The 12,122-nt window shown below is 62.0% G+C and carries 2 protein-coding genes; both read right to left on the reverse strand.

The window, feature by feature from the left end:
- On the reverse strand, positions 1-11,392 hold an 11,392-nt coding region (locus ABD937_RS23840), incomplete at its 3' end, for a beta strand repeat-containing protein (RefSeq protein WP_345258596.1).
- A 479-nt stretch (positions 11,393-11,871) separates the two neighbouring features.
- The coding region (locus ABD937_RS23845; protein ID WP_345258111.1) for a T9SS type A sorting domain-containing protein at positions 11,872-12,122 on the reverse strand (251 nt) is incomplete at its 5' end.

Genomic DNA, 12,122 nt, shown 5'->3' on the forward strand with positions numbered 1-12,122 from the left:
CCTGTCCGTTTGCCGGTCCGCCGGTGATGTTGATGTCGGTGGCGGTGCTGGTACCGGCGCAGAGCACGGGGTTGACGGCAGCGATCTGCGCCGTGAAGGTACCCAGGTTGGTGATGGAGGCAGCACCCGTCATCGTCGTGGTGCAGCCGGCGCCGTTGGAGGCCACCACCGTATAGGTACCGGCGGTCTGGATGCCGAAGCTCAGTGCAGCACCGGTGCCCGTGAGGGGGGCGCCCTGGTCGAGGCCACCTTTTTTCAGCTGGTAGCTCATGCCGGTCTCCGAGCCCGAGAGGGTTACCTCGCGGCCGAGGCCGTCGCAGTAGGAGCCCGAGCCCGATACCGTAAAGCTTGCCGGGCAGGCGATGACCGTGATGGTAACGGTATTGGAGTACGCCGTCGTACAGCCGCCCGAGGTTACCTCGGCGCGGAAGTAGCGCGTCTCGTTCAGCACCCCGATCTCGGCGCCGCTAAGCGTGGTGGTGGTGTTGGCGTAGTGCGTCACGTTCTGCGTGAAGCCCGCGTCGGAAGCCGAGGTCCAGCGCGCGATGGTGCCGCTGTGATCGGAAACGTTGAGGGCCGCAGGCGCCGTGCCGGCCGTGATGGTCTGGTCCGAGGAGGCCACACCGCCCGCAGCAGGTGCATAGATGGAGACCGTTACCGTGGCCGCGCCCGATACGTTGGCGGCACAGGGAGCCGTGCCACCCTCCGCACGAAGGTAGTAGGTCGTAGTGGCAGCCGGCGATACCGTCAGCTGCGCGTTGGCAGTCATCAGCGGACCACCCACCTTGAACGACGTACCGTAAGAAGCATCACTGTACCACTGCCAGTAAGCACCATCACCCAGCGAACCACCCGTCTGCGTCAGCAGTACGTCGGTGCCGGAGCACACCGTGGACGCCGAAGCGTTCAGGGAAGACGGTGCGGTCGACGGTGTGAGCACGTTCACCGTTACGGTGTTCGTGGTGGTGCAGGAAGAGCCCGCAACAGAAGCCGTTACGGTATAGGTATGCTGGCCAATGGCGGTCGGGGTTACCGAAACGCTGCTGTTTGCAAGAGCGGCCGATGCGGCGGCGGCAGGGATGCCGGCGTTGCCCGATGCGCTGCTCCAGGCAAATTGCGGGGCCGATGGCGTACCGGTTACCGCTACGTTATCGACAAGCCAGTAGTATCCGAACGTGGACACATAGAAGAAGCGGACGCGCAGGTTCGACTGGTTCAACGCACCCGCGGGCAGTGCGATCGTTTCCTGCGTGGCTACCTGGGCATTTGAGGTGGTCGTGCCCTGGTTGCTGGTGTAGGATTTCAGGAGCGTCCAGTTGGTGCCGTCGGTGCTGTATTGTACGGCGATCAGCGAGTCGCCGCTCGACCAGCGCTGGAATACGTGCTGGAAGCGCAGGCTGGCAGAGGCGTAGCCCTGCGTGCTGAAGGCCGGCGAAGCGAGCACCGAGCGCGTTTTGCTGCCGCTGCCACCGGCATCGGCATTAACGAGCGCAAAGGTGCTGTTGTCTACGCTGAAGTTGGTGAACGTGGCCGACCCGGCGGCATCCGTGTACGGAGCTGCCTGGAAGACCCAGTTCGTATTCGTGATCGGCGCATTGGCACTGTTCACCGAGTTAGAGCTGATGCTCCAGCCGGCCGCACCGCTGTTGAAGTTCTCGCTCAGGATGTTCACCGCCGTGGCATTCGTCAGCGAAGCGCTGGCCGTGAGCGGCTGGCTCTGGCCAAGGCAGATCGTAGCCGTACCAGCCGGGGTCACCGTAATGGCGCCCGGGAAACCGTTGAACGTAAGCGTGGTAGCGGCCGACGTACCGATACAACCCGTTGCGCCGTCCGTTACGCGCACGCTGTAGGCGCCCGAAGCGGTAGCCGTGTAGGTGGCGCCCGTGGCGCTTGAGATGTTGGCATTGGCCAGCAGCCACTGGTACGACGGCGATGCAGCGTTCGTGGTCGGCGTCAGCACCTGGCTGGCGGTGCAGATGGCCTGCGTGCCTGCGGGGCTGAGCGTTACCACCGGCAGCGGGTTTACCGTGATCGTCACCGGCTGGGCAACCACGTTGCTGCAGTTATCGGTGACCGTTACCGTATAGGTAGTCGTCGTAGCCGGCGTCACCGAAACGGTGGCGGCGGTACCGATCTGGTTGTTGTTCGCATCTCTCCAGATATACGTATAAGGTTGACCACCACCGGTGGCATTCGCCGAAAGTGTGGTGGAAGCTCCGGCACAGATCGTGGAGCTGCTAGCCGAGGGAGCTACAACGAGCGCTGTGCCCGCAGTAACCGTCATACCGTTGCTTACCAGGGTACAACCGTTGGCATCGGTGAGTGTGAGGGTATAGGTCGTTGTCGTTGCCGGGTTCACCGTGAGGGGGCTGGTAGTGCCCACCACGGTAGTGCCGTCCGACCAGCTGCGGGTCACCGGGGGATTCGAGATCTGGACTACGAAGTCTTCAGTAACCCCGCTCGAGAAAGATGCAGCACCATCACTGGAGGTCATGGATACCGCGCGGCTGCGTACGCGCAAACCAGTGCGTCCGATCCGGGCAGATGACGGGATGGTGATCGCTACGGCGGCGGTGCTGCCGCTGCTGATCAGCTGGGTGTATTCGCTCGACTCGAAGGTTCCGTTGCCGTTGTAGTCGATCCACACGCCTGCATAGTTGCCGCTTCCTTCGAGGGTCAGGTTGAAGGTATAGGAGCGACCCGGGATCAGCAGCGTGGTGTTGTTGCCCGTAGCTGCGTTTGCCGTATAATAGGGCGATGCGCAGGAGGTGAACGAGGTCTTGCTCAGCGTATTGAAGCCCACGGAGCTCATACAGGCGCTACCGCTCTGGGTCGGCGCCGTATAGGTCGGTGCGCTGGCGGAACCGTCGCCATAGTTATCCGTGAGGGTTACTGCGCCGCCGGAACAGACCGTAAGCGGCGTGCCGCTGGCAGTAACCGTAAGGCCGAACAGGGGCACATCCGAATAGCTGGTACCGGTGCGCGAAACCGAGAAGCTGCCATCGTTCACACTTACCGAATAGGCAACGGTAGCGTTTACGGGCGAGCTGGCGGCCGGGATCACAGCGGTCCACGTATTGCCGCTCGTGTTGGTCATGGGGATCGTTGTGCTGCCGCTGCCATTATAAGTGTAGGTAAGGTTTACCATGCCGGCAGTGATCGGGGTCGCACCCGGCACTACCGTAACACTCACTGTATGCGCGGTGGCCGTGCACTGGTTGCCCGCGGGCGTGATGCCGTCGATGGTCACCGACGGGGTCGCTGCGGTTCCGTTGAACTCATAGGCGCCGATATCCGGAGTGGATGCATTCCGGGTAGTACCCGCGAAGTCGACCGTGATCCCGCTCACCACGAGCGCCTGGCTTTCCAGGGCCGAAGGTACCGCAGGGTTCGGGCTCAGGTCGGGCACAGCAGCCGTCGGGGCCATGTAATTGGGATCGGATGCAAAGCTGTTGGCGTCCAGTCCGGGGCCGTTGCCCGAAGCATAGGGAGTTGTTCTCCAGGCGCCGAACGTGGTCACGTCGGCACTGTTGTAGCGTGCCAGGAAGCCGCTCGCCGCAGCGTTCGCATAGTACACGTTGTTGCTCAGCGTCAGCCCGCTGGGGCTGGCCGTGGTACCGCCGACGGCGATGGCGTAGTGCTTGCCGCCCGTAGTAGCGTTGGTGCGGGCATTCTGGAACGCGTTGTTCCGGATGATGCGCGTACCGGTGCTGGAGCTGTTGAAAGCGTAGGTGTTGCTCGAAGTCGTTCCGACACCCGAACCGCCGATATACACACTGTTGAAATACCAGTTGTTGGTGCCGCTGGTTTCCACAATGCCGTTGATGCTGTTGGCCAGCGCGGGGTTCACCGTGCCGAGGCGCACGACGTTGTTGCTGAACGTGGTGCTGCCCGCCGTTACCGAGATGCCATTTACTACGGAGCCGGTTGCGGAGGCATGCGTGGCAGCCAGGCCGTACACCATGTTGCGCGACACGCTGTTGGTGCCCGTGGTGCTGCCGGTGAGGCTGATGCCCGTAATGATCACCGAGGCGTTGGCGCCATTCGCAAGTGCGCTTACCGTGTTGCCGGCAACCGTCTGGCCAGCCGTACCGGTGGTTACCGAGATACCGATCACCGATGCCGAAGACGTGGTGCTGGTATTGGCGGCGCTGCTGGTCAGGTTGCTGACCGTGTTGCCGGCGCCCGGCGTACCTACCGTGTTCGATCCGCCGCTCACCAGGATACCGATCACCTGGCCGGAAGTTCCGGTGTTGGTGGAGGTCAGGTAGCGGACGCTGTTGCCGTTGATGGTGAATGCACCGGAGTTCGACTTCACGATACCCGTGATACCGCTGTTGGTGCTGTTGGTCAGCGGGGCCGCCAGCGTACCGATGGTGTTGTTGCTGATCGTGTTCGTGCCCGTCATGGTAGTGGCCGAAAGCACGTTGATGCCGGTCAGCTGGTTGGCGCTGGATCCCGAGACGGCAATACCGGCTACGGTATTGTTGCTCACGGCGAGGTTCTGCCCCGTAGTGCTGCTGCCGTTGAGCGCCTGGATGCCGATGAACGCGGCGGAGGAGCCGCCGCTGAACGTGATGGAGCCGGGCGTGGAGGCACTGCCTACCACGTTGTTGCTCACGGTAGCCTGGCCCGACTGTACGCCGATACCGTAGTGCAGCGTGGTGCTGGTGCTGGCCGTCGTGATGCTGATGTTCTGCACCGTGTTATTGCTAACGGTGCTTACTGACGTGCTGCCGGGGAACAGGCGCATACCGGAGAAGGCATAAGCGCCGCTACCGTTGAGCGTCATTGCCGAGCCGCCACAGGAAGGCTGCGTGCCGCCGACGAAGTTGCCCGTGATCGTGAGCGTCGGGTTATCGGCGCCGTCCTGGTTGATGGCGTGCACACCGGTTACCGCGGTAGCATAGGTGCGTGTAGCCGCCTGGTAGAAGCTGTTGCCGCTTATCGTCCAACCCGTGGTGACGCCGTTACCGGAGCTGATCTGGATACCCGCGTTGCGGATGGACGCTACGTCGCTGAAGTAGTTATAGATATTGTTATTGCTGATGGTGATGGCCTTGTTGTCGGCCGGGGCGGCATCGCCGGCGGCATAGATGCCGTTGGGCGAGGTACCGTTACCGTCGATGTTGTTGTTGCTGATGCTGTTGTTGTTGTTGCCGTTCGCGGACGTGGCGCCGGCGGCACCGGCAATGCGAACGACCCCATTGGTAGCCGAGGTATTGGCGGCTTTCAGCGTCGTGTAGGTGAGGCTGTTGTTCTGCGCGTCGTTGATGAGGCGGAAAGCTGCGCCATCGCCGCTGTTCTGGATCGTCAGGTACGAAGCCGTGCCGGTGCTTCCCGGGCGGCCGTCGATCGTATAGTAGCGGGCACCGGAGAAGTCGATCAGCGGGCTCGTGCTCGAGCCGGCGAGCGTCAGGATGGCATTCACCGCATCATCCGGACGGATGGTGATGGTGTTGACGGCACTGGCGCCGCTGTTGTTCGTGAACACGATCGGGTAGCTGTCGCCCGCACCGTTGTAATCGGCCATCAGCTTCACCACCGTGGGGCCGGAAACCGGGCATCCGTTGAGGACGAGGGCCAGGTCGCTCAGCTTCTGGTAGTCGCCGCTGGGGCCTACCGTGAGGGTTGTATTCAGCGTAGCGCAACCGCCGGTGCTGCTGGTGCCGGTAGTGGCTGCAGCGTAAGCAGGTCCGTCGTAGCAGCCCGCGTTGTTGTATGCATACACGTAAAAATCATAGGCAGTGTTCGGAGCAAGACCGGTAGCCGAGAAGGTCGTGCCGGTGGCGGCGCTCACCACCGTGCCGGCGCCGAGCGCCTGGCCAGCCGTATAGACCGTACCGTTGACCGGTGCCGTTTCCGGGTTGCCCGTCGGGTAACGCACCACCAGGTAATTGCTGGGGGCCGGGCTGGGGGCCGCGAACGAACCCTGAATGGTGCTGGGGCCGGTGGCCGGGAAGCTGAGAGCCGTAACCGCGTTCGGGGTTGCGCAGGCAGCCTGTACCGCCACATCGTCCACGTACAGGATGTATTGGTCGAGGACCGAATAGGCCTGGAACCCAAAATAGTAAATGCCGGTAGCCGAAGGAGTTACCGTGATCGTCTCCGTTGCGGGCGTGGTGTTGGTGATGGAGCTATGATCCTTCAGCACGGTCGTCATACCGGCAGCCGTGGCCGTAGTGCCATACGCCACCTTCATCCGCTCTGCATAGAGCGCATCGCCAACACCGTACTTATACGTAAGGCGGTAGGCAACGCCGCTGGTGAGCTGGATACCGGGCGTAAACCACCAGGTGTTTGCAGCAAAGCTGGAATTATAGGTATACGAAAGCGCATTGCCCGTCATACCGGCGGGTGCGGCGCTCACGGCCCAGGTGTTGCCGGACCCGGAATTGATCGCGGCGCTGCAGCCCGGGATCGAGAGGGATGCGTTGAAGTTCTCCGCGTAGGGAACCGTATAGGGCGCACACACCGTGATGGTGCTGCTGCTGGAGGAGTTACAGGACGCGTTCAGTGCACGTACGCGGTAGTACAGCGGAGCGTTCGACACGGTGCTGGTCACCGCATAGGTAGTTACGTTGCCCACGTTCAGGCCGTTGAAGCCGCTGAGGAAGGTGGCGAAAGTACTGGAGGTCGAAACGTCGAGCAGGTAGCTGGCAGCTCCTGTCACGGCAGACCAGTTGGCAGTGAAACCCGAGCTGGTCACACCGGTGGCAGCGCTTGCTGTGGGGGTGCCCGGACAGGTAGTGAAGCTGGCCGTCAGCGGCGAAGCCGTGTTGTAGGCAATGCCGGAGCAAGCGGAGTTGTTGTAGGCATATACATAGTACGTATAGGTAGTACCCGCCGTGAGACCGGTGTTGCTGATCGTAAGCGCGCCGGACGCCTGCACCACCTGGCCGCTTCCGAGGCTGTTGCCGGCAGAGTAAACGGTACCGTCAACAGGTGCCGTCGGCGTTGCGCCCGAGGGATAACGAACAACGAGGTAGCCGGTGGGCGCACCCGCAGCGGCCGTGAAGTTGGCGTTGATGCTGGTAGTGGTCACCGAAGTGGTAGCCAGGCCGGTCGGCTGGTTGGCGGGTGCCACGCAGGGGGTCAGGTTGGCGTAGGCCAGGTAGGCAGCAGCGGTAAGCGTGGCCGCGGGGTATGTATTCGAGGTGATGGTGGGAGGCGTTCCTGCCGCGAACGTGAAGGTCACGCCCGGCACACCGGAATAGGTGCCGCCGGCAGCGGGTGCCTGCACCAGTTGCTGGCCGGAGGCCATGCCGGCTTCGCTGGCGCGCACGAAGGCGCTGGTCAGGTTGCCGAAACCGGAGGTGGTCAGTACTTCCCAGCGGGTGGCCGAAAGGTTGCTCACCCCGGCGTCGGGGCTGCCGGCGTTGCTGGTAAAGGCCTCGGCCCTGATGACGACCGTGCCGGTAGTGGCCGGGTCTACGAAGATCGGGGCATAGGTGATGCCCTTGCCTACGGGGAAGATCGTGCTCGTGGAATAAGTGCCGGAAGCGGAGCGCGTGCCGAAGGTGCGGGCGAAGGGGCCCACGATCATATTGGTAGCGCTGGTGGTTCCGCTGAACGTTGCCGACGTGGTTGTGGTACCGAGGGACAGCAGGTTCGTATTCGACGTGTTCACAAGGCCGCTGGTCATCGTGAGCATGCCGCTGATCGACAGCGGTACCTGGAGGGTAACACCGGTCGCATTCGAGTTATTGATGGTCAGGCTCGCCATGCTGGCAGTAGCTGAAGCCGTCAGGTTCTGGAACACGCCCGTGCCGCCGATGGTCTGCGGTAGTGTCGAAGCCACCAGCGTGGTGCTCGTGGAGGGGGCCGCCGCTACCGCTGCTAGCTGCAGCGTATTCAGCACGGATAAGGTACCGTTGTTGGTGATATTGCCCGCTACCGAGAAGCGGGTGGACGTCGTGTTCCGGAATTCTGCGCCGCTGTTGACCGTCAGGTTCGTCATAAACGTACCGTTGCCCGTGGCGTTCGCCGTTGCGGCAAAGCGGTTCGCGGCCGAGGAGCCGTTGGCCACCACATCGCCAAGCTGCAGGAACACGCTGCTGATATAGCAGTCCATTTCGAACCCGCGGGTGCTGGTGGTCGTGTTCGTGGTCATCCCGGCAAAGCCTTCACCGCCGAGGGTGAGCGTGTTGCCTGCCCAGCTGCGGTTCGATGCGGAGCCGCTGAAACCGAAGGTCTGCGCGGTTGCCGTTCCCTGGTGCGGGTCTACGATGATGATGTTACCGCCGTTCACGGAGCCGCCTACCGAAGCATCGATCGCGAAAATGATCGTACCGTTGGCGACGCTGGAGGCTGCGGTACCGCTGTTCGGGTCCACGAAGAACTGGCCGCCCGACATGTTGAAGTTCTGCGCGGCGGTCATCACTACGTTACCGTTTACCATCAGCTTGCTGCCGGTGAGGTTGAGCGTGCCCAGGTTGGTGAAAATATTGTTGTTGCCGGTGCAGCCGACGGTGAGTTGGCCGCTCGTGCCGCTGATCGTGAGCACCCCGTTGGCATTGATCGTGAGTGCCGAAGCAACGGCATCGGTGACGGTATTGTCCACCGTTACCGTGTGGCCGCTCGCGATCTGCACGGCGTCGGAGCAGGTCGGCACCGTGTTGCGGTTCCAGGTGGCCGGGTCGTTCCAGCTGCCGCTCTGCCTGGAAGCAAACGGGATGTCGGCGCTGTTGACGCCGATGAAGAACGGCTGGCCGGTGAGCTGAGCCAGGGTAAGGCCCGTGCGCTGCGCATGCGGCAGCGTGGTGCCGGCCTGGTGGTTGGCGATCACACCCGAAGCCGTAGTAATACGGGCGTTCGCGGCAGCAAGCGTCGCGCCGAAGGCATTAGGGGCCGATACGGCGAAGTTGAAGGTAGCGGCCGACGGCGTGGTGCCGAGGCTGCTCACCGACCAGGAGCCGTTGAACTGTGTGTTCACATTGTAGGCGCCATCAACGATGTTCACCGTGCTGGTACCGGTGCCGTTCGTATAGGTAACGGCCGTGATGCCGGCAGCCGACGGAGTCACGCGCTGGACCCAGGCGTGGCGAACGTTGGCGGTTGCCGACGCGGCATCCACGAAGGGCATCTGGCTCGTTGTTGCGGGGATGGAGCCTGAGGAGATGGTGGAGCCGGCAGTAGCCGACGTCCAAGTGCGGCCGATGGTGCTGCCGGGCAGCATACCACCGGAGGTCACATTGAGCGTTCCGGTCGCCGTGGCAGTGCCGTAGATCAGCGCTGCTCCGGGGGCCGTGCTGGCGTAGCCGTTGAAGGTGATGGTGCTTGCGCTGGTACCCGCAAAGCTGTTGAAGGTGCCGGCGTAGGCGTTGTTGAGGATGTTGAAGGTAACGCCGGAAGAGGAAGTATTATTAATGGTGATCGCGTTGAAGTTAGCGCTTGCCGTGGTGGTGGAGTTTGCTATGATGCCGGTGCCCGCCACGGATACGCTTTGCGGGCTGGTGACCGCAGTGTTCGAGATGCCGCTCGGCATGGAGAAGGCCGTGGTGCCCAGCGCATAGAAGGCGGCACCATTCGCTACGCTCAGGCTGCCGCCGAGGAAGGTGCTCGTGGACGACGATTGCGTGAAGGCGCCGCTGCTGACCGAGAGGCTGCCCGTGATGCCGAGTACCGTGCCGGTTTGGGTCACCGGGCGCGAAGTGGCACCGGTGCTCACCGTAACGGTACCGAGGTGAAAGCGCATCGTGGAGCCAAGGTCGACTACGAATCCGCTCGCCGTGCCGGCGGCCGAGGTGGACGCACCGTTGCCGAACACAAAGTTGTGCCCGCTGCCGGAGCTGAACGACACGGTGGTCATATTGCTGTAGAGGGCGTAGCTGCTGGTAGTGCTCGTTGCCGTGTGCGGGTCCACGATGGTGAGCGTACCGCCCGTGAGTGCGATGGTTCCGGAGGCGTAGGCCGTGCCGGAGGTGCCGATGCCGAGCAGCGGGGTGCCCGAGGCTACCGACCCGGTGGCGGAGCCGCCATTGTTGCCATCGATGTTGATGGCGCCTGCCGACTGGCTGAAGGTGGAGCCGTTGGCAATGGCGAGGTTACCGTTGATGTTGAGCGTACCGCCGGAAACGGTCAGGGTACCGCTGTTGTTGAGGAAGGCGTTGTTGTTCGTGCAGCCTATCGTGAGCGTGCTGCCGGTAACGGTGAGGGTACCGCCGGTGTTGATGGTAATGCCGGCCGTGTTGGCGGCGCCGTCGGCCGCACTCACAGTCACGTTGTGGCCGGAGGCGATCGTTACGAACTTGCTGCAGGAAGGAACTTCGCCGTTGGCCCAGGTGTTGGGATCGTTCCAGGTACCGCTCGCAACGGAGTTGATGGGGGTGATGGTCGACTGCGAACCGGCAAGAGCGGAGCTGAGCGTACCTTCTGTTACGGCATACACCTGATAGTGATACGTCGTTCCGGTAGCAAGGCCGGTTATGGACGCACTGGTGCTGTTGGCAGCAACCTGGCTGACGAAGGAGTAATTGATCCCGTCGGTTGACCGGTAGATCACATAACCGGATTCGATGGTGCTGTTGTCGGTCCAGTTCAGCGTCATCGCACTGAGGCCCACGCCCGTGAATGTCAGGTTTGAAGGCGCCGAGGTACTGCGGGGGGTAAAGTTGTACCGGGTGCCGGAAGTGATGGCAACGGTGTTGGCGTTGTTCGCGGTCGTATAGGAAACCGTAGGCGGTGTTGCGTTGACCGTGACGCTCGCAAACAAAGACGACGAACTGCCAAACCCGATCGATGCACCGCTGTTGGTTGCGTTTGCAGCCATGCCGGAGCCATAAACGAAGTCGATGACACCGGTACTTTCGGAGAGCCAGCACTGAAAGGTACCAGCTCCGGCATTACCTGATCCCACACGGGGGATCTGCATGTTCTGCCATTCGACTACCAGCACGCGGTTCGGTGCAGTGCCGGTCACTTTATAGTGCACCTTGCCGTTGTTGCCCAGGTAGAGGTCATCCCAGTAAGGCGCAACCTGCGGAACGTTGGAGGAGCTCGTGAGCGAATTGGTGAAGGTAGTCCCGATGATCGTGCCGCCTAAGCGCACCAACCCGTTGGCATTAACAGAAAACTGCGAGTAGCGGGTTCCGACAAACCAATAATCGAAGCCGATGTTGGTTACTGCGGAAGCATCGTCGTCAACGGAGCTTCCCGTTAGGAGCGTTACCGTACCCGAAGACATGTCTACGAGTGAAGCACCGGTGCTAGGTGTGAACGGGTAAGTTGTCGCATTGATGGTCTGTGCCTGCACAGCGCCGGCGGTCAGTAGCGCAACAGTTGCTACCAGGAGCCGCTGCAGGCCGCGCTTCAGACGCGTGTTACAGATAACGTTGCTCGAACGGGAAGGGGCAGACGCGCACGTCGCCGCCGGGGTCTTTTCCAGACGCATAAACAGTCTTTTTGGTTTTTGGCACTAATGAAATGCTCCGATCCGCCCGCGCAGGCAGGTGGTCCGGTTTGGTCTTTATAGGAAAGGATCGATCGGGCGGCCGCGTTCAGGTGCCGGCCCGTTCTTACCACCGACCGGAGGGGAAGCCCCTCAACCGGAAGTAAGCATGTGAATATAAAAAGAGTTTTTTAATAAGATTTTAATAATTCGCTCAATACATACCCTTAGCCGCCGGCAGGGGATTTTGCCCGGCGAATCCGCGGTTCGGAGCGACGAAGGGGCCGGATGGGTTCTTACGTTTCTTACGGTTTTTGGAGGTTTGGGGCTACTCCCCTCCTTCTCCTTCCTTGTCCCCTGTTCGCTATTCCTTGTTCCTTGTTCCCTGTTCCCTGTTCTCTTGTTCGCTTACCTGCATAGCAAAAGGCCTCCCTTGTTCGGGGAGGCCTTTTGTTGTTGCGGGGGTATGTACAAGAACCCGTTTAGAGCTTGATCACCTTTTTCTGCACGGTCTCGCCCGTGCGCGTGTCGGTGAGCTGCACCAGGTAGGTGCCCGATGTCAGCCCCGTCAGGTCGAGCGTATAGCTCGTGCCCGTGAAGCTCGCCGGGCGCATCAGCGCAGCGCCGTGCTGGTCTACGAGCCGCACCGAGTAGGCAGCACCCGTCTTCAGCGAGGCATCAATGTAGACCGTCACCCGGTTTTGCGTCGGGTTGGGGCCCACGCTCACCTTGC

The sequence above is a fragment of the Flaviaestuariibacter amylovorans genome, from assembly GCF_039541815.1.
GTDB classification, from domain to species: Bacteria; Bacteroidota; Bacteroidia; order Chitinophagales; family Chitinophagaceae; genus Flavisolibacter; species Flavisolibacter amylovorans.